Annotated in this window: 19 protein-coding genes, 1 tRNA gene and 1 pseudogene; 13 read left to right on the plus strand and 8 right to left on the minus strand. The window is 61.0% G+C overall.

Annotated elements, in window-relative coordinates; translation table 11 throughout:
- Nucleotides 1-239: 239 nt before the first annotated feature.
- Together JEQ47_RS04725 and JEQ47_RS04730 are read right to left on the minus strand one after the other, a co-directional pair.
- Nucleotides 240-575, minus strand: coding sequence for a hypothetical protein (locus tag JEQ47_RS04725; RefSeq protein WP_198875226.1), 336 nt, complete (start codon nucleotides 573-575; stop codon nucleotides 240-242).
- Nucleotides 576-687: 112 nt separating this feature from the next.
- Nucleotides 688-1,377 carry a DUF2270 domain-containing protein gene (locus tag JEQ47_RS04730; RefSeq protein WP_198875227.1) on the minus strand — a complete coding sequence of 230 codons (690 nt, stop codon included), beginning with the start codon at nucleotides 1,375-1,377 and terminating at the stop codon, nucleotides 688-690.
- A 329-nt stretch (nucleotides 1,378-1,706) separates the two neighbouring features.
- On the opposite strand from JEQ47_RS04730, the gene JEQ47_RS04735 reads away from it, so the two are divergent.
- Nucleotides 1,707-2,558, plus strand: a complete 852-nt coding sequence (locus JEQ47_RS04735; RefSeq protein ID WP_198875228.1) for a FecR domain-containing protein — start codon at nucleotides 1,707-1,709, stop codon at nucleotides 2,556-2,558.
- Between the two features lie 35 nt (nucleotides 2,559-2,593).
- Here JEQ47_RS04735 and JEQ47_RS04740 read toward each other — a convergent pair whose 3' ends face one another.
- Nucleotides 2,594-3,283, minus strand: coding sequence for an SOS response-associated peptidase (locus JEQ47_RS04740; protein ID WP_198875229.1), 690 nt, complete (start codon nucleotides 3,281-3,283; stop codon nucleotides 2,594-2,596).
- A gap of 265 nt (nucleotides 3,284-3,548) precedes the next feature.
- Here JEQ47_RS04740 and ku (JEQ47_RS04745) point away from each other — a divergent pair, with 265 nt between their 5' ends.
- Nucleotides 3,549-4,409, plus strand: coding sequence for a non-homologous end joining protein Ku (gene ku, locus JEQ47_RS04745; RefSeq protein ID WP_198875728.1), 861 nt, complete (start codon nucleotides 3,549-3,551; stop codon nucleotides 4,407-4,409).
- Here ku (JEQ47_RS04745) and ku (JEQ47_RS04750) read toward each other — a convergent pair.
- Entirely contained in the window at nucleotides 4,406-5,230 is an 825-nt protein-coding gene (gene ku / locus JEQ47_RS04750; RefSeq protein ID WP_198875230.1) for a non-homologous end joining protein Ku, read from the minus strand. The two genes, ku (JEQ47_RS04745) and ku (JEQ47_RS04750), sit on opposite strands and share 4 nt — an antisense overlap.
- Before the next feature lie 135 nt (nucleotides 5,231-5,365).
- Here ku (JEQ47_RS04750) and JEQ47_RS04755 point away from each other — a divergent pair, with 135 nt between their 5' ends.
- Nucleotides 5,366-6,577 (plus strand): HWE histidine kinase domain-containing protein, encoded by a 1,212-nt coding sequence (locus JEQ47_RS04755; protein ID WP_198875231.1) that lies wholly within the window; start codon nucleotides 5,366-5,368, stop codon nucleotides 6,575-6,577.
- A gap of 122 nt (nucleotides 6,578-6,699) precedes the next feature.
- Complete coding sequence (locus JEQ47_RS04760; protein ID WP_198875766.1) at nucleotides 6,700-6,903, plus strand: hypothetical protein; 204 nt, start codon at nucleotides 6,700-6,702, stop codon at nucleotides 6,901-6,903.
- A 329-nt stretch (nucleotides 6,904-7,232) separates the two neighbouring features.
- Here the strand turns inward: JEQ47_RS04760 and JEQ47_RS20920 are convergent.
- A pseudogene (locus tag JEQ47_RS20920) lies at nucleotides 7,233-7,427 on the minus strand (pyocin activator PrtN family protein); the annotation flags it as partial.
- A 14-nt stretch (nucleotides 7,428-7,441) separates the two neighbouring features.
- Here JEQ47_RS20920 and JEQ47_RS04770 point away from each other — a divergent pair.
- Both JEQ47_RS04770 and JEQ47_RS04775 read left to right on the plus strand, forming a co-directional pair.
- Nucleotides 7,442-8,581 (plus strand): hypothetical protein, encoded by a 1,140-nt coding sequence (locus JEQ47_RS04770; RefSeq protein ID WP_198875232.1) that lies wholly within the window; start codon nucleotides 7,442-7,444, stop codon nucleotides 8,579-8,581.
- A 517-nt stretch (nucleotides 8,582-9,098) separates the two neighbouring features.
- Nucleotides 9,099-9,872, plus strand: coding sequence for a hypothetical protein (locus JEQ47_RS04775; RefSeq protein ID WP_198875233.1), 774 nt, complete (start codon nucleotides 9,099-9,101; stop codon nucleotides 9,870-9,872).
- Between the two features lie 268 nt (nucleotides 9,873-10,140).
- Here the strand turns inward: JEQ47_RS04775 and JEQ47_RS04780 are convergent.
- A tRNA-Leu gene (locus tag JEQ47_RS04780) sits at nucleotides 10,141-10,225 on the minus strand.
- A 75-nt stretch (nucleotides 10,226-10,300) separates the two neighbouring features.
- Here JEQ47_RS04780 and JEQ47_RS04785 point away from each other — a divergent pair.
- The gene (locus JEQ47_RS04785; RefSeq protein ID WP_198875234.1) at nucleotides 10,301-10,681 is read left to right on the plus strand and encodes a RidA family protein; all 381 of its coding nucleotides are present in this window, start codon (nucleotides 10,301-10,303) and stop codon (nucleotides 10,679-10,681) included.
- Nucleotides 10,681-10,968: a hypothetical protein gene (locus JEQ47_RS04790; RefSeq protein ID WP_198875235.1), complete on the plus strand. Its 288-nt coding sequence runs from the start codon at nucleotides 10,681-10,683 to the stop codon at nucleotides 10,966-10,968. Before JEQ47_RS04785 ends, JEQ47_RS04790 begins: the two co-directional genes overlap by 1 nt.
- Here JEQ47_RS04790 and JEQ47_RS04795 read toward each other — a convergent pair.
- Nucleotides 10,965-12,023 (minus strand): hypothetical protein, encoded by a 1,059-nt coding sequence (locus JEQ47_RS04795; RefSeq protein WP_198875236.1) that lies wholly within the window; start codon nucleotides 12,021-12,023, stop codon nucleotides 10,965-10,967. The two genes, JEQ47_RS04790 and JEQ47_RS04795, sit on opposite strands and share 4 nt — an antisense overlap.
- Before the next feature lie 50 nt (nucleotides 12,024-12,073).
- Entirely contained in the window at nucleotides 12,074-12,742 is a 669-nt protein-coding gene (locus JEQ47_RS04800; RefSeq protein WP_198875237.1) for a pseudouridine synthase, read from the minus strand.
- 41 nt (nucleotides 12,743-12,783) lie between these two features.
- Between JEQ47_RS04800 and JEQ47_RS04805 the strand changes: the two genes are divergently transcribed.
- From JEQ47_RS04805 to JEQ47_RS20575, 5 genes are read left to right on the plus strand one after another with little or no spacing between them, the layout of a single operon-like run.
- Nucleotides 12,784-13,356, plus strand: a complete 573-nt coding sequence (locus tag JEQ47_RS04805) for a methylated-DNA--[protein]-cysteine S-methyltransferase (protein WP_236020642.1) — start codon at nucleotides 12,784-12,786, stop codon at nucleotides 13,354-13,356.
- A gap of 1 nt (nucleotide 13,357) precedes the next feature.
- A complete protein-coding gene (locus tag JEQ47_RS04810) occupies nucleotides 13,358-14,227 on the plus strand; it encodes a CHAD domain-containing protein (RefSeq protein WP_198875238.1) in 870 nt (289 codons plus the stop codon).
- A 3-nt stretch (nucleotides 14,228-14,230) separates the two neighbouring features.
- The gene (locus JEQ47_RS04815) at nucleotides 14,231-14,716 is read left to right on the plus strand and encodes a CYTH domain-containing protein (protein WP_198875239.1); all 486 of its coding nucleotides are present in this window, start codon (nucleotides 14,231-14,233) and stop codon (nucleotides 14,714-14,716) included.
- A 36-nt stretch (nucleotides 14,717-14,752) separates the two neighbouring features.
- Nucleotides 14,753-15,172: a MerR family transcriptional regulator gene (locus JEQ47_RS20570; protein WP_236020643.1), complete on the plus strand. Its 420-nt coding sequence runs from the start codon at nucleotides 14,753-14,755 to the stop codon at nucleotides 15,170-15,172.
- Between the two features lies 1 nt (nucleotide 15,173).
- Nucleotides 15,174-15,506: a TipAS antibiotic-recognition domain-containing protein gene (locus JEQ47_RS20575; RefSeq protein WP_236020644.1), complete on the plus strand. Its 333-nt coding sequence runs from the start codon at nucleotides 15,174-15,176 to the stop codon at nucleotides 15,504-15,506.
- Nucleotides 15,507-15,541: the final 35 nt, after the last annotated feature.

Genomic DNA, 15,541 nt, shown 5'->3' on the forward strand with positions numbered 1-15,541 from the left:
CAGCGGGATTGGGCTTTTTCTTGATCGCTCTAATCACCCTTCAGCTTCTCGGCCTAGAATCCGTCGGAAGCTGGGCACAGACCACTTTCGGTGCCATATCGTTGATCGTCGGGATATTGATCCTGGGCCTGTGCGTTGTAGCGCCACTAGCTTGGGTCGTGCACACTCTCATTAAGATCCTCGGCAAGAAACACTGATACGGGGTGGAAATCGGCCAGGCGCCGAAACCAGGGTGCCCGTCAAAAGGCAACGCCAGGCTGCACCATTGCCGAGCACTCACCGAGCGATCCGACCTCTATAATCAGCAAACGAACGCCAAACCCCCATCCGACTTCGACCTGTACCCTGGGCGCGACCTGCGCCCCCAGGGCTGCATCGATGTGGGGACACACGTGGGGGCTCACATCTACTGGTGGTTGACGGAGCTCAGACGCCATTGGTGCGGCCATCACGATGCCGCCAAAGCGATCCGCCAATCGCCCTTCCAGGGTGAAACGCTGTGCGACCCACAATATTACCAAGGTCAGGGTAATGGTGACGCCAAGAACCACCAGAGCCGGATTTCTGTGCAGCACTATCTTGGTTCCTTGTCACTCGTGGTGTCCGTGCCCATAGACCAGGCATGGATACCTCCAACGGCGCACTCTCGGACAATCTACTGATCGGCGACGGCGATGGGGGTGTAGTTCAAACCCTCACTTCGTCGCCGCCGCGCTCGCGCGAAGAGAGGGTGACGAATAGGAGAAACACGTAGAATATTCCCACCGCAGCGACGACCAACCAGCCTGGAATTGGCCCGGTCGAGGCTTGGCCGACCAGAACGGCCACCGGGCGCTGCGGATCGAGATGGATACCGGATTGAAGGTCGGGCGAAGCTATCTTCAGCAACCAAGCCATCAGCAAGATGACGAACATCCAGATGTAATTGCGTCGGAGCCGGCGTCCCGCCGCCCGGCGAAAGGAGATGCGAAACCGGGGATGCCGCAAGTCCTGGGCGAGCATCAGCAGCCATGGTTCTGAGCCCCCCTCTGTCTTGGGCCCATAGAGCTGGCCAAAATAGTGGCGTTCGAACTGTCGCACCCGCATGCGGTAGACGTCGAAGAACCGGTATCGCCGTGCTTCCACCCCGAGGAGCAAACCAACAATGACCATCGCGAACAAAACCAAGCCATGGTGCGCGGCCGGTGTTGAAAGGGTGACAGACAGCATGGCCGCCATGACCGTAATCGCCCAGTTGGTTGTGAGGTCGAGACGAACACGCCAAGCGTTAAGGCGGGTCATTTCCGCGCGATAGTAGTGGATCATCGCATTGGTCGCCTCCGCCGAAGTCGTCGGCAGTGCGGCAGAGGCGATCGGCGGGGCAATGTTCTCTGTCATTTCGGCTCGATGGCTCTTAGGTACAAAGGCCTAGTCAAAGACAAGTAGCCGCCGCATTAGTCAACGCAATCGAACAGACGATTTCGTATCCAAAGCCTGCAATTCGAACCGGGAAGGCAACTCGCCCTTTACCGTGACCTCCTTCGTGACTGAGCTTCAAGGGGGACTTAATCATCTGTAAAGCCCTGCGGGCGCGATCGTTGTCCTAACGCAGAATGCGAGAGGGCGAAATGAGAGCGATATTGTTGGTCCTGGCGTCCATCCTGGTGTTTGGTGCGCCGGCCTTCGCCCAAGAGTGGGTAGTTAGTCGAGTCCGTGGAACCGCCGAGATGCAGGTCGGTCTCCGTTGGATTCCAATACAGCGTGGCAGTCTAGTCCAGTCGAACCAGTCGCTGCGCACCGGAGCCGATGGCCGTGTTGGCCTCACGCGCGGCAAAGAGACGATCGAGCTGGGCAGTGACTCAGAAATAACGCTCCTGGACGCTGGCTCGGAACTCAAGACTAGCGTGAAGCAGAACCATGGTACTGTGACGGTCGATGTTGAGCGGCGGAATGTGCACCACTTCTCGGTGCAAACCCCGTTCCTAGCCGCTGTGGTCAAGGGGACGCGCTTTACCGTCATCGTGGGTGATGGCGGTGCGGAGGTCGATGTCGATCGCGGCGTGGTGCAGGTGCAGGACACCAGTCGCGACCTGGTGACGGAGATCCGGCCGGGACAGCAAGCCGCCGTGCTCAAAGACGTGCCGCTCAATGTTAGCGGCGGAGGGCAGGTGGCGATCTTCACTTTTGAAGGCGAGCGTGTAGTTCCAGGCACCACGGACGTGATGGATTCGACCACAGGCGCACAGCGCAATAGTGACACTCTGCCCGCAGCCAGCACTGAGGCCGAGGATCGCGGCCCGCCGGCGCACGCCAACGCGGGCGGCAACAACAATGGAAACGGGCAATCGAACCCCAGCAACGGCGTCAACGGCAACGGTCCTCCAGAGCATTCCAACGGCGGCGAAAATGGCAACGGCGACGGTCCTCCAGAGCATTCCAATGCGGGCGGAAATGGCGGTGGACAGCTTAGAGAAAACGGCCCGCCGGCGCATTCGAATGCCGGCGGCAATGGCAATGGGAATGGCCCGCCGGATCATTCCAACGCTGGTGGCAATGGCAAAGGTAACGGGCGCGAGTAAGTTCGCTCCGGCGGGTTATCAGTCGAGGTGCAACGCTACAGGGAGTTGATGAGGGGCTTCTTCGTGTCGGTGCCTTCGTACCGGCTGTTGTTGACCTCTCGGCCGACCCGGTGGAACTGCAGCTGGCTATCGAGATGGTTGTGCAGCAGCAGCGCTTTGGCAGCATCGCCCTGGGCCTCGCCCGAGAGCCAGGCGTCGTAGGCGCTCTCCTCGAGGATGACCGGCATGCGTCCGTGGATATGGGCAATATGCTCGACCGCGGGCGCCGTTATGATGGTACAACTGGTGATGCCGAGATTGTCATTGTGGGCCCAGAGGCCGGCGAAACTGAACGGCTTGCCCTCAGGCAACTGCAGCAGCCACGGATCCTTCTTTCCGTCGATCAGGCTGGTCGTCCACTCCAAATAGCCATCGGCAGGGATCAGGCACCGGCGCTTCTTGAACGGCTCGCGAAACGCTGCCGATGTGTCCACCCTCTCGATGCGCGCGTTGAACATCGTTGCTTTCGGCAGCTCCTTGGCGAAGAAGGGTACGAGCCACCAGCGGCCACGAAGCAGCTCGCGGTTGCCGCCCTTATCCAGGGCGAGGAAATCCACGTCCTGGGTAGGCGCGATATTGTAGCGCGGCTGCATATTGTGCGGCGCCACCGGGAAAAGCTCGTCGCTAAGGCTATAGAGCGCATGGAGCTCGGCCCAGGTGTATTCAGCGGTAAAGCGGCCACACATTAGCGTTTCTCCAGATCGCTCAACATTGCCCGGATGCCTCGCTCCCGCACGTCCGCGTGTTCATCCTCCCGCCGGTGAGCGGGAATGCGCTCAAGGTCCGCCAAAAGCTTGCGTAGGCGGGCGGCCTCCAGGTCTCGCTTTGCGTGGACGACGGGGACACGGATCATTGCCGTACAAAATCACAGCCGACACCGGTCCGCTAGTCGGCGAGCAGGAACCGGCGCGCATGGCGATTCGTTCTACCGCGGCAGTACCGGAGGATGTGATGGCCGCGCGTGCGATTTGGAAGGGCTCAATCAAGATTGCGGAGATCGTTTGTCCCGTCGCCATGTATACGGCCGCGACGACTTCGGAGCGCATCTCCCTCCACCTGGTGAACCGCAAGACCGGCAATCGACTCCAGCGCGTCTACATGGACGAGAAGACCAAAAAGCCAGTGGAGCGCGAGGACCAGGTCAAAGGGTACGAGGCGCGCGAAGGGCAATATGTGGTCCTCGAGTCGGAAGAGATCGCGGCGGCCGTGCCGAACAGCGACAAGGTGCTGACCGTCGACAACTTCATCACCTGCAGCGAGATCGAAACGACGTTCTTCGACAAGCCGTACTACCTTCTGCCTGGCAACGATGCTGCAGAGGAAGCCTTCATCCTGATCCGGGAGGCGCTGAAGAAGTCGAAGGCCGCGGCGATCGCGCACACGGTGCTTTTCCGTCGTATGCGGCCGGTCCTGATCCGCGCGCACGAGAAGGGCCTGATCGCCACAACTCTGAACTTCGACTATGAGGTCCGCTCGGCCAAACAGGCATTCAAGGACATCACTGCGAAGAAAATCGACCCGGAGATGATGGAATTTGCCCAGCACATTCTGTCGAAAAAGGCCGGCAAGTTCGACCCCAGCAAGTTCGAAGATCGTTACGAAGGCGCACTGACCGAGCTCGTGCGCGCCAAAATCGAGGGGCGGAAGATCATCCCCTTCAAGAAGCCCGAACCGACCAAGCCCAACGACCTCCTCGAGGCGCTGCGAATGAGTGCGGAAGGAAAGGGGGCAGAGCCGAAAAAGACCACCAAGGCTCGCGCCACCAAAAAGGCGGCCGCCGAGAAGGCGCCGCCGCGGAAGAAGGCCAGCTAGCGCCGCGCCTTCTTTTTGTCGTCCGGGGATCCTTCGAGGCTGCGCTTCAGGGCCGCCATCAGATCGATGACATTGGTTGCTGCTGGCGCTTCCTCTTCCTCATCGGCCTTTTTGGCTTTGGTCTTCTTCGCCGGCCTGTCCTTGGCCTTGATGATCTCCAACAGCTTGTCCTGCACCGGATCCTCGACCATCGTCTCGCTCCACGCCGTGGTGCGCTCCTCGATGATCTTCTGGACCATGCTGACCATCTTGGGATCGGCCTTTTGGTCGTCGATCTTTTCCCAATACTCGCTCTCTTCGCGGACCTCGTTACCGTAGCGCAGGGTCCAGAGGATGATGCCGCGATCCCAGGGCTGCAGCATTACGGCGCGTTCGCGGTTGCCGATCACCAGGCGCGAAATGCCGACTACGCCCTTTTGCACCATGGCCTGTTGGATGACACGGAAGGCCTCTTCGCCGACGTCGTCAGCGGGCACCACGAAGTAGGGGCTGTCGAAATAGACCCACTCGATTGAATCGGCCGGCGCGAACTCGTCGATATCGATGGTGCGGGCGCTCTCAAGCTGGACTGACTCCAGATCCTCGTCCTCGAGGATTACATATTCGTCCTCGCCCTTTTCGTAGGCTTTGACCTGGTCGTCCTTATCGACGGCCTTACCCGACTTGGCATCCACATACTGGGTGAAGATGCGGTCACCCGTTTTTCGATTGATGGTGTGGAATTTGACCTTCTCACCTTCCGTCGTAGCAGGGGCGAGCGTGATCGGGCAGGTGACGAGCGAGAGCTTCAGATATCCGCGCCAATAGGGTCGAACGGCCATTTACGCCTCCACAAGATGGGAGGCAAACGTACGGAGCGCCGGGCGCGTTCCCCGGGCAGGCTAGCATGATGCGACGTCGTTTTCTCTGGCGACCTCACCTCGAGAGCACGCTACTCCTCCATCGTAGGTTATTGAGTGTCGGCCTCCACGCTGTACAAAGATCAAAGTGGTTCTTGGGGAATCGGCGCTGTGCCTGAACATCTTGCAAGTCGGGCGACCGCGGCAGAGAGTGACTTCCGAAAGCTCGTAGACATCGCCCCCGCGATGATATGGGTGGCAGACCTCGACGGGTCATGCAGTTATCTCAGCCGATCATGGACGACCTTCACCGGCCAGGAGATGGAGGACGGTATCGGGCAGGGGTGGCTCTCCCTCATACACTCCGATGACAGGCACGAAGTGCTTGGCGCCTTGGCGCTAGATGCTGCACAGTTGGCAGTATGGGAGCTGGATATACTGAACGATCGAATTGCCCCATCACCCATGCTCAACGTGCTCTACGGTTTCCCGCCGGACGCCCAACCATCGCTGGATGATTTGAGATCCCGCTACGCGCCGGGTGAGAAGGAACGGCTGGAACAGCTCGGCCGCGAAGCTGCCGAACGCGGTGAAGACCGCATCCGAGCCGAGGTCAAGCACATCATGCCGGACGGGTCCATCAAATGGTTGCTGGTCCAGGCACAAACCGCAGCGCCCAATGCCGATGGTGGACCGAGAGCCATCGGAGTCGTCATGGACATTACCGACCGTAAATTGCACGAAGAAAAGCTGGCCGTAGCTGCGCGAGAGATGCAGCACCGAATAAAGAACTCGCTCGCACTGGTGCAGAGCATGGTCGGTCAATCATTCCGTGCGGATCGATCCGTCGAAGAGGGCAAAGAGGCCTTCAGCTCCAGATTGCAAGCCTATGCCGGCGTTACATCTTTGCTCTCCGGGGAACGGAAAGGCCAAGCGAGCCTGCCGGCATTGCTTGACCAGGCTCTATCTCCATTCCGTGAAGCCTTCAGCGAGCAGTTCGTTATCGACGCACCGGAAATCGTGCTCCCTGAGAGGATCGCTTTTGGGGTTGCGCTGGCGATAAACGAACTGGCCACCAATGCGATCAAGTATGGCGCCCTGAGTGTTGCCGAAGGGGTCGTGCATATTGAATGCCGTGTCGCTTCGAACGAACTCTATTTGACGTGGAGAGAAAGCGGTGGACCGTCCGTCGAGGAGCCGCGCAGCCGAGGGTTTGGCACCAAGTTATTGCAGGGTGCCGTGCTGCAGGGGGGAGAGGGCAGCGCTACGTTGAGCTTTCTTCCAGATGGCGTGTACTTCGAAGCAAAGCTCCCGCTCAACGACGTCTGAGCGGTGCTGCGGGCTTGCGATGTCGAGGTCAGATTGGTCCGGACCCGGCCGGCCACAAGCATGAAGGATTGCGGTTAACGCGGCGGGGAACTTCGTTCATGACTTGGCGTTGAAGCGCCGCTATGACCCCTAGAAAACACCCCTACATTTTCCGCTTCACCTACCTGCACCGCAACGGAGCCTGGATCGTACTGGATACGTTATCGGGCGAGGCTGCCGGCAAGTACCGTTCGGAGGGCGAGGCGATCAATGCGGCTTTGGCCGCCACCGCCTGGACCAGCACACCGGATGCTCGATTTGACTGCCGGGTTTTGGAGCTTCTTTGAAGCTCGAACGACACTACGGTGGGTGTCCTGTCGAGACGATAGTCCCTCCCCATATTCAAGGCGAGTTTGGCTGGTTCAAGAGCTGTGATACGGCTGTGATCATCTGCGCCATTGCGAATGGCTTGGATAGCATCAAACTCTGCGGTACCCCATAGGCAGCCCAATCGTGGGGGCTCTCGCCAGTCATGTAGACGATTGGAATGTGGGGGAAGAGCTCGCGCGCTCTCCGTGCAACGTCCCACCCGGTTGGTCCGGTTCCCATACGCACGTCCGTTAGGAGGGCTGCTATGCCCTCGCCTTCGCTTTCCAACCGGCGGATATGCGGCCAGATCCATTAAGGCAATCCCTCTGGCGGCCTTCTGTGACCCCTCAATCTGGACGAGTGGCAGGTCGATGTCGCCCTCGGTGACTTTGCGCACAAATTTCGCGGCGCTCAGGTGAGGGAAGAAATCCGTGACAACGGTCTCGACAGGCACGATCGGGATGCCATCGTAGCGAGCCGCCAATAGCCATATCGTTTTCATGTCAGGCTCCTCGCATGCAGTTTATTCTTACCCGTGAACAAGCCTATGAGCTCGCGTGGTCAGCGCCACTGACGACACTGGCACTGGACATGGGCATTTCAAACGTCGCGCTGGGCAAGTCCTTCCGCGTAGCCGGAATTCCACTCCCAGGCCCAGGCTATTGGAACAAACTGAAGGCCGGAAAGCCAGCAAGACGCCTCTTACTCGCTGACCCTCATCTCGGGTCAGCAAGGTTCGTTCATATTTCGGGCAACCTTACCGGTCTGGTACGACGTTCAATCACTGGCGAGCCCGGGGAAAGGGCTGACCCTTGGGAGCCGACTGAGCTACTCAAAAATAGGTTTGTCAGCTCTCTCAGAAGCTTGTCGCTCCCGCAGGGGTCAAAATGGGTCCATCGTGGGGTACAGCGGCTACTCGATAAAGATGACCGGACGGTCGCAAAGGCCGAGGGGTCTCACCCAATATTCGCCCAAATCTACCGGCCGAAATTTCGCGATGCCCTAGGGGTTCGAAGGTTAAAGTTCATCAACCGTCTTGCTTACGCACTTGAGAGGGCGGGTGGCAGCCTGTCCATCACCAATGATGAGGCGAGCGTGCTTGACTTGCATATAGGCTCTGGAAGCGCCACTTGCCGGATCGAGTATAGAGATCGGGACCTGTGTGTGTCAGATTTCTCCACTGATCGTTATGGTCAAACGTTTAGGGCCAAATGGGCGGATGATGAAACTGGCAGGTTGGAGGCCAAACTTTCGGACATCATTATAGACGCCGCCGTCGCTGCCTGGTCACAAGAACTCAAGTGGCGCGATGACGTGAAGGCGCGTCGGATCCAGCGCGAACTCGAACTGGAGGCAGAAGCTGCCCGTAGAAGGGCGCTCGCCGAAGAGCAGCAGCGACAAGCGGAAAAAAAGGCACGAAGACGGGCGAGGAAGAAATTGGTCGCGCTGGCCCGCGGTGCGGATGAGGCGACCTTGATTAGGCGATACGTTCGAGACGCACAGGAGCGGCTAGGCCAGGGTTTGTCGGAAGAGGAATTGGTGGCTTGGACCTCCTGGGCCTTAAGGTTTGCTGACAGCATTGACCCGTGGAAGAACGGTGACGCACTGCACCATGCCAAGAAGGTGACTCTGTCTAAGCAGGAAGATGAGGGATGACTGACGCGGAATGCTCAACGCTTGGCGGGAGGGCACAATCCTGCAGCGCCTCTTATCCATCACAGCCAGGCCAGATCGGCAGCGGCGTAACGGCACAGTCACGTGACGTAACGTTACGTCACGCATGTCACGCGTGACCACAAACGCAAGCGTCCGCCCGATTAGGGGACGGTGCTTGAAGCGTTAAGGAAAATCAGGGTAGGTTGATCGCGAAGCCTAGAAACTTCCGCTGTGGTCCCTTGCCGGGGATGGCACAGCAATCGCGATAGATGAGGGGAAGGCTTGCCGGCCTGAAACTCATCGAAAACTGACGCGCCCGATACCGTTGGGCCGCGACCGGCTCACTATGCCGGGAGTGCCACGGTTATGCAATACCCGAAAGGGAAAGGCTGTGGCGCATGTTTCGCGACATGTTTCTAGGCTCCCGGTGCCAGTGACGACTACTGGCAATGACCGACCACGCCTAGAAATCGTGGGAAGTCCCGGCCCTAGAAAGCCGGTTTTCGCGAGAACCGAAATGACAATCCATCTACCAGCCGACACGGCCATGGCGCTTGCCCTGGCCTTCAGCCATGCCGACTATTCCGTCGCTGCCCGGCGAAAACTCGCCGCCGACGCGATCGAGGATCTGATCGCCTTCCTGGACGACACAGACGGCGACTGCGATCTCGAGGAGAACGGTGACGAGCACGATAGCTCTTGGCCTGCCGTTGGCCCCCACGCCTTTGGCATGGCGCTGGACGAAGGCGACGAGGAAGATGACCCCAAAGAGGCCCACGGCGACGACGAGCCCAGCCTCGGGTCTGTTCTGGGCACTGGGGTCTATGTCGAGGCCATGGGCTTCTGGCGCGTCAAGCCGCACTACCTGACCGAAGAGGAATTCGCCCAGAGCGAACGGCTGCGGCAGGACGTGCGGCCCGTCCACGGCGCCATGGGCCAGGCATCATGGTCGGCAGGCGCTGGCGGCGATATCGAGGACGAGCACGATGGCTCAGAGGCTGACGTGGGCGACTTCGAACATTCGCTTGGCCGCCCTGACCACGTCATCGATCAGAGCCTGCCTTGCGGCTTCGGCCAGGACGAGGCCGAAGAGGTGAACGAAGATGGCGGAGACATCCTGGACGAGCCTCACGACGACAATGAGCTTGATGGCCCGGAGTGGGGAGGCGAGCCTGAATGGCCGGTCCACGGAAATCAGATGACAGACGAGGAAAAGGCGGCTGTTGCCTCGGAGGGCCGGCGCCTGCTCAAGCGTGCCCGCGCGATGGAGTCCGGACCATGCGTTGGCTGATGTTGCAGCGGGCAATCTACCTAGTCCGGCGCTCCCGCCGTCGGCGCGAGGCCAGTCACTCTGACATTACCCGGGCCAGTGACATCCTGCGGCAGCTCTACCCGGAGCAGTTCGCCGAATTTTAGTTGGCGCCCTCCATCCACTAAGACAGCCTCCGGCCTGATGGCTGGGGGCTTTCTTTCCCCAGAATCACAGGTGGACGGTGAGGTGGGTAGGTCTCTCGCAATTTTCATAAACGCTTGTTTATAATGCAGAAAATACCGGTTGCTGGTGCGGGCGGCGGGAATCGAACCCGCAAGGCTAGCGCCGAGGGATTTTAAGTCCCTTGTGTCTACCAATTCCACCACGCCCGCTTGGCTCGGCTGCCCGTGTTTGTCACAAGGTTCTGCGCAAGACAATTGCCTGAACGATTCTTCCAGCGAGGCTCCATGATCGAACGGATCGAAACCGGTAGTGCCCCGTCTTCGGCGCCTATCAACGATGCGGTCCGCGCCGGAAAGCATCTGTGGCTCGTGGCCATCGCAGAAGATCCCGTGACCGGCGAGATCGTCGGGGGCGGCATCGAGGCACAGGCGCGTCGCTGCATCGGCAACCTCGACATCGCGCTCAAGGCGGCAGGTGGCAGCCTGAGAAACCTCGTCATGGTGCAGATTTTTCTTGTCGACGGCGCCGATGCCGCCGGCATGAACGCGGTTTATCGCGAATTCTTCACCGAGCAGCCGTATCCGGTCCGGGCTACCGTGGTGGTGAAGGAACTTCTGGCCAAAGGCCTCAAAATCGAAATCACGGCAACGGCGGTACTGGACTGATGCTGCTCAAGCGCGACCTTCTCGAACGCATCAAGGCCAGCGAGGTGGATCTCATCTTCCGGCGCTGGAACCGGCCAACCGTGAAGCCCGGCGGCACGCTCAAGACCAAGGTGGGGCTCCTCGCCATCAAGGCAGTCACCGATACCACGCCAGATACCGTCACCGATGACGAGGCGCGCCGCGCCGGCTTTGCCGACGTCGCCGACTTCCGGCGCTGGCTCGACACGATGAAGGAGGGCAGCCTCTTTCAGCGTATCGAGGTGGGCTATGTCGGGGAAGCCGACTAGAAGAGGCCGAATTGCAGCGCGGTGAAACTGCGCTGCATCACCGCGCTGCTCCAATTGAGCATGAGCGTGTTCGCCTGGGCGACATCCGCCTCGGCATAGGTCAGGGTCATCACGGCGATGGACAGATCGCCCTGTGGCACGATGGCGATGTCCGGCCGCGAGGGCACGAGCGGAAACTCCACCAGTCGGTGACGGACGTAGCTTGCCGCTGCCTCGGCATCCTCGGCCCGGTCATAGGGCAGGGCGATGCGCAAATGTGCACGGGTGCCATCGCGGTCGAGTGCGAAGATCGCCAGCGGAAAGGGCGGGAACAGCAATTGCGGGCCACCTTGGGCGGCCGCGATGGCTTCTTCGATATCGCCATCGAGCAGGATCGCGGGATCGACGAGCATGCCAGCGAAGCTGTCGCCGCCCCAGCCCCAGGCCGCGTCAAGGTGGCCATCGCCGCGCGTTTCGGCCAGCGCATCGAGCGTTGCCGTCCAGACGACGGCACCGCCCTTGGCCTTGCCGAGCCCCTTGAGCGCCGTCTCAATGCCCGGCCAGCTCCGCGCGACGGCAACGAAACCGTCCCCCAGCGCCACGCGCTGCGCCTTGCCCATGCCGCCGCCAAACGGGTCGGGCTTGCCCGTGCTGGCGAAGTCCATGGCGTAATCTTCCCCCGTGCCGAAGACCGGCACACCCGCAATCTCGCGCATCTCGAAGCCGCGGCCGGCAAGGGCCTCATCGATATGGTCCGACATTGCGGCGGGACCCATGAGGACCAGCAGCTCGTCCGGCGGACCGCCCACCGTCAGCACGCCGGCAATCGCATCCAAGTCGACACCGCTGGCGGGATGGACGCCCTGCTGAGCGACCATCACGCTGCGCAGGCCATCATCGCTCGGCCCCTGCAGGGTCGGCGCACCGGGCGCATACCCGTCCAATGGCGCGGAATAGTGAAACACCAGGCCCGATGGATTAGCGGCAAACCATGGCGTGAACCGGGCCAGCGGATCCTCGGCCAAAGCAGTGGCCGGTGCCATAAGGATCAGAGCAGTTGCAAGCAGGCGACGCATCTTTTTCCTCCCTAAGGCTGCCTTGATCGGCAGTGCTGATTCAGTTCGGGTCAGAAAGGCGTAGGCGCCACGAAGGTGGTGAATACCTCGGTCGTGGGGTGGGTGAAGCCGAGTTCGGCGGCGTGAAGCTGAAGGCGATCAGCCGCCGCGAGGGCCTCGCCTTCGGCATAAAAGGCATCGCCCAGAATCACATGGCCGATGGCCTTCATGTGTACCCTCAACTGGTGCGTGCGCCCCGTCAGCGGCACAAGCCGCACGCGCGTGGCGTTTTGCTCGCGTTCGATCACATGCCATTCGGTCTGGGACGAGCGGCCATTGTCACGGTCGACTCGCTGCCGCGGCTTGTTGAGCCAGTCGGTCGCCAAGGGCAAGTCGATGAGCCCGGAATCCGCCTCGATGATGCCAGCAACACGGGCGATATAGCTCTTGGTCGTTTTGCGATGCTCGAACTGACTGCCGATGCGGCCGTGGGCGCGCTTGTTGAGCGCCAAGACCAGCACACCCGACGTATCCTTGTCGAGCCGATGGCACATGCCTGCGGTTGGCCAGGTCTGGCGGGCGCGATGCTCGACACAGTCCCAGAGGCTCGTATCCTTGCCCGGGACGCTGAGCAGGCCGGACTGCTTGTTGACGACGAGAATATCGTCATCGACATGGAGCACGTCGAGATAGGGCTCCATCGGTGGAAAATAGTCTGTGAGCGTGGGCATTGCGGGCATGGCATGCCCTCTATCAGACACGCGCGGTTTGACCAAGGTTCTTGGCATTGTCATCCCGCCCGGCCTATCCTTGCGGGATGGAGACCACGACCTTCGATACCGCGCTGGGACGCTTCGGAATCGGCTGGACCGACAAGGGCCTGGCGCGCCTGCTGCTGCCCGGCGACGACGACGCGGTCTTCCTCGAGCGGCTCAACCGCGGTGGCGCCACGCCGGGCGATCCGAGCCGGGACATCACTGCGCTGATGGACCAGATCGAGGATTATGCCGAGGGCGCGGAGGTCAGCTTTGCCAGCGTGTCGCTCGATCTGGCGGGGGTGCCGGAGTTTCACCGCCGCGCCTATAGTCTGCTGCTCTCAGTGGGCTGGGGTGAAACCCTGACTTACGGGGATCTGGCGCGGCAGTTGGGCGATGTCGGCCTGTCGCGTGCGGTCGGGCAGGCCATGGCTGCCAACCCCATTCCGCTGGTGATCCCATGTCACCGCGTGCTCGCCAGCAATGGCAAGCCCGGCGGGTTTTCGGCGCCCGGCGGCGCTGCAACCAAAGTGCGGATGCTGGCTTTGGAAGGGGTGGAGGTCGGCGCGCCTGCCGGCCAGTTGAGGTTCGGTTTCTAGCATGGGCTATGCATTTTCGAAGGCGAGCGGCGTTGCCGACCAGGTTCGCGAGATTGCCGCTGAACAGATAGACAAGGCGCTTGATCTGGCCCGGGCAGCTGACGATTTCGACGAAACGGTGCATTCGCTGCGCAAGCACTGCAAGAAGTTGCGGGCGCTGCTGAAACTGGTTCGTCCCGCCTTTGACACCTACGGTGATGAAAATGCGGCGATCCGCAGCATCGCCGAACAGTTTTCCGTCGCGCGCGACGCTGCGGTGATGGTGGAGACCATCACTGGCCTCCTCGGTCCGGAGACGAATACGGCCGAACAGCATGTGCGCACTCGCCTCGAAGAACGCGCCGGGCACCTGCGCAGCCAGGTGGGCGAGGCGGCGTTGCTGGAGAATACCATCAAGCAGTTCGACGCCCTGCGCGAGCGCGTCAACGATTGGAAATTCAGCGCCTCTGGCGAGGACATCGTCCTCCCCGGCCTCAAGGTATCCTATTCGCGGTTCCGCAAGGACTATGACCTTGCCCGGCACGATCCCGCCGGTGAGGTCATGCATGAATGGCGCAAGGCGGCCAAGGCGCATTGGTACCACATGCGCCTGTTCGAAAAAGCGGCGCCCGGCGTCCTGGCGGCGCCAATCAAGGAACTGGACAGGCTGGGCGAAAACCTCGGCGACCACCACAATCTGACGGTGCTCGCCGACTGGATCGGCGCTGGAGCATCTGCCGGAGACGAGGGTCTCGATACGCTGCGGAAGACCATCGCCCGGCGGCAGGGCAAGCTGGCGGACGAGAGCTTTGCCATGGCAAGGCAGTTCATCGTCGAAAAGCCGTCAGCGCTGATCGACCGCTTCCGGGGCTATTGGAAATTGCTGGAGTAGGCCATGGCCGAGGAAATCGAACGGAAATTTCTGGTCAAGGGCGATGCCTGGCGCGGCGAGGCGACCGGCAGCTCAGCGCTGCGACAAGGCTATTTATCGAGCAGCGCCAAGGCCACGGTGCGCATCCGCATCTTTGACGATGAGCGCGCCGTCCTGACCCTCAAGGGCCCGACATCCGGGATCAGCCGAGCGGAGTTCGAATACGATGTGCCGCTGGCCGACGGCCGGACGCTGCTCGAAATGGCGCGGCCGCATGTCGTGGAAAAGCGCCGGTTCGAAGTGCCGCATGGCGGCTTGGTCTGGGAGGTCGACGTCTTCGAAGGCGCCCATGCCGGGCTCGTCATGGCCGAAGTCGAATTGGAGTCCGCAGACCAGGCGGTCGACATGCCAGACTGGATTGGGCGGGAAGTGAGCCACGACGACCGCTATTTCAATGCCAGCCTCTCGCGGGTGCCCGGCGTGCCGCCTGTTGACCCTGACGCGGCGTGAGGGACTATCGGTCAACTCGCGGAGGATGCGAGTGACATGAAGACCTATACCGTCAATCACCTGGCCCGGCTGGCGGGCGTCTCGGTGCGGACCTTGCACCACTATGACGAGATCGGACTTCTCCGTCCCGCATTCACCGGCGAGAACCGCTATCGCTATTATGGCGAGGACGAATTGCTGCGCCTGCAGCAGATCCTCATCCATCGCGAACTGGACATTCCCCTCAATGAGATCGGCGCCATCCTCGATGCGCCAAATTTCAACAGGCTCAGCACCTTACAAAGGCAGCGGGAGCGGCTGGAGGAGCAGGCCAAGCGGTATGCCGTGATGGTTCGGACGATCGACCGCACGATCGCCCGTCTCAAAGGAGAACGCAGAATGACCGATGCTGATCTTTATTCGGGTATCGTCTCACCGGAAATACGAGGCCTGGCTTATCGAGCGCTATGGCGCTGATATGGAAGAGGAAATTGCCCGCAGCCGCAAGGTCATGGGGGCAGGGCACGCCCAAATGATGGCGGATCTCAAGGAGATAGAGGACGGCCTTGCCGAAGGCTTGCGCCGGGGCCTGCCGCCGCAGGCAACAGCGCTCGACAAGATGTTGGAAAGACACAGGAATTGGGTCGCCGCAGCCTGGGGCAGGGAGTGCACGCCGGAGGCTTATGCGGGGCTGGCGGATGTCTATGAACATCCCGATTTCCGCAAACGCTTCGAGCAAATCCAGCCCGGATTTGCCGATTATCTGGTGACGGCGATGCGGGCCTGGGCACGCCGGCAAAACCCGGACTAGGTCCTGGACCCCGCGGATGAACGGACTGTTCGCTC

The sequence above is a fragment of the Devosia sediminis genome (genome assembly GCF_016411825.1).
In the GTDB taxonomy this organism is placed as follows: Bacteria; Pseudomonadota; Alphaproteobacteria; order Rhizobiales; family Devosiaceae; genus Devosia; species Devosia sediminis.

Coding starts and splice junctions, on each gene's coding strand:
- JEQ47_RS04730 (WP_198875227.1), bottom strand. CDS start 1,377: ATGACAGAGAACATTGCCCCGCCGATCGCCTCTGCCGCACTGCCGACG.
- JEQ47_RS04735 (WP_198875228.1), top strand. CDS start 1,707: ATGCAGGTCGGTCTCCGTTGGATTCCAATACAGCGTGGCAGTCTAGTC.
- JEQ47_RS04740 (WP_198875229.1), bottom strand. CDS start 3,283: ATGTGTGGCCGCTTTACCGCTGAATACACCTGGGCCGAGCTCCATGCG.
- ku (WP_198875728.1), top strand. CDS start 3,549: ATGGCCGCGCGTGCGATTTGGAAGGGCTCAATCAAGATTGCGGAGATC.
- ku (WP_198875230.1), bottom strand. CDS start 5,230: ATGGCCGTTCGACCCTATTGGCGCGGATATCTGAAGCTCTCGCTCGTC.
- JEQ47_RS04760 (WP_198875766.1), top strand. CDS start 6,700: ATGACCCCTAGAAAACACCCCTACATTTTCCGCTTCACCTACCTGCAC.
- JEQ47_RS04770 (WP_198875232.1), top strand. CDS start 7,442: ATGCAGTTTATTCTTACCCGTGAACAAGCCTATGAGCTCGCGTGGTCA.
- JEQ47_RS04775 (WP_198875233.1), top strand. CDS start 9,099: ATGACAATCCATCTACCAGCCGACACGGCCATGGCGCTTGCCCTGGCC.
- JEQ47_RS04785 (WP_198875234.1), top strand. CDS start 10,301: ATGATCGAACGGATCGAAACCGGTAGTGCCCCGTCTTCGGCGCCTATC.
- JEQ47_RS04790 (WP_198875235.1), top strand. CDS start 10,681: ATGCTGCTCAAGCGCGACCTTCTCGAACGCATCAAGGCCAGCGAGGTG.
- JEQ47_RS04795 (WP_198875236.1), bottom strand. CDS start 12,023: ATGCGTCGCCTGCTTGCAACTGCTCTGATCCTTATGGCACCGGCCACT.
- JEQ47_RS04800 (WP_198875237.1), bottom strand. CDS start 12,742: ATGCCCGCAATGCCCACGCTCACAGACTATTTTCCACCGATGGAGCCC.
- JEQ47_RS04810 (WP_198875238.1), top strand. CDS start 13,358: ATGGGCTATGCATTTTCGAAGGCGAGCGGCGTTGCCGACCAGGTTCGC.
- JEQ47_RS04815 (WP_198875239.1), top strand. CDS start 14,231: ATGGCCGAGGAAATCGAACGGAAATTTCTGGTCAAGGGCGATGCCTGG.
- JEQ47_RS20570 (WP_236020643.1), top strand. CDS start 14,753: ATGAAGACCTATACCGTCAATCACCTGGCCCGGCTGGCGGGCGTCTCG.
- JEQ47_RS20575 (WP_236020644.1), top strand. CDS start 15,174: ATGGAAGAGGAAATTGCCCGCAGCCGCAAGGTCATGGGGGCAGGGCAC.